This window comes from Caulobacter sp. GW822-FHT07D08 (assembly GCF_058798735.1).
Map to the genome: position 1 here is coordinate 1 of NZ_JBXAKU010000054.1, position 1,145 is coordinate 1,145.

Genomic DNA, 1,145 nt, shown 5'->3' on the forward strand with positions numbered 1-1,145 from the left:
TGTGGACGCCCCAGCGGATGCAAGAAGATTCTGAGAGCAGTTGCGCGCGTCGTCGAGGTGCTAACGTGTGTCCGGCCTCTTGATGCGGCTGTTCACACGCCGCCGGCCTCTATGGAGTTCGCGGACCGGGTCCACATCGTTTCTGCGCGCTCGGGGCGCCTACGACATTCCTGGTTTTCCCGACCCCGTCTCATCGACTATTGCGCCATACCTTTCTGCTGACCTTCCGACACCCTCTGACAGCCTCAGGCTTGGGCGGTCTTTAGACCGCTGCGGCCGGAGCTCCGTAGATCCCTCCGTGCGCCATCAGCGCCCAGACCGTTCGGGCAATTTTGTTGGCGAGCGCGACGATGACCAGCAGGCGTGGCTTCCTCGAAAGCATTTGAGCTAACCAGGGGTTTGATCCGCAGCCATTTCGAGCTGCAGCTTTGGCCGCGGAGCTGGCTCCGATGATCAAGAGCCGTCGCAGACCTCGCTCGCCCATCTTCGTGATTTTGCCTAATCGTTGCTTGCCGCCACTGGAATTCTGCAGCGGCGTAAGGCCTAGCCATGCGGCGAAGTCACGACCGCGCCGGAAGGTGTTGGCCGTCGGCGCCAGCGCGACCAAGGCTGTGGCCACCACCGGTCCAACACCAGGGATGGTCATTAGGCGTTTGGCCACCGGATCGGCCTTGGCTCGGTTGGCGATCTCACGATCCAGCTTCGCGATCTGCGACTGCGCGGCTTGGAGGTTTTCGGAGATCATAACCAAGACGGGTCGCGCTGCGGCCGGCAGATCGGTGGCCGGATCCTTCACGAGATCGACGAGCTTGCTCACGTGGCCAACACCTTGCCGAACAACGAACCCAAACTCCGCCAAGTGACCCCGCAGGGCATTGATCAACTGGGTGCGCTGACGGACCAGCAAATCGCGGGTCCGGAAGCGGACAGCGGCGCCTTGCGCCTCCGCGGTCTTGGGCGTGACGAACCGCATTGTGGGACGTTGCGCCGCTTCGCAGATCGCCTCGGCATCGGCCATGTCGTTCTTCTGCCGCTTCACGAAGGGCTTTACGTACGGCGGAGGTATGAGGCGTGTTTCGTGGCCCAGCGCGCCGATCTCGCGTGCCCAGTAATGTGCGCTGGCGCAAGCTTCCATCGCCACCAGA

General features: G+C 62.8%; 1 protein-coding gene. It reads right to left on the bottom strand.

What is annotated here, in order from left to right:
• Positions 1-262: 262 nt before the first annotated feature.
• Positions 263-1,145, bottom strand: an 883-nt coding sequence (locus AC1RJ9_RS28330; RefSeq protein ID WP_492842017.1) for an IS110 family RNA-guided transposase, incomplete at its 5' end; no start/stop codon positions are given.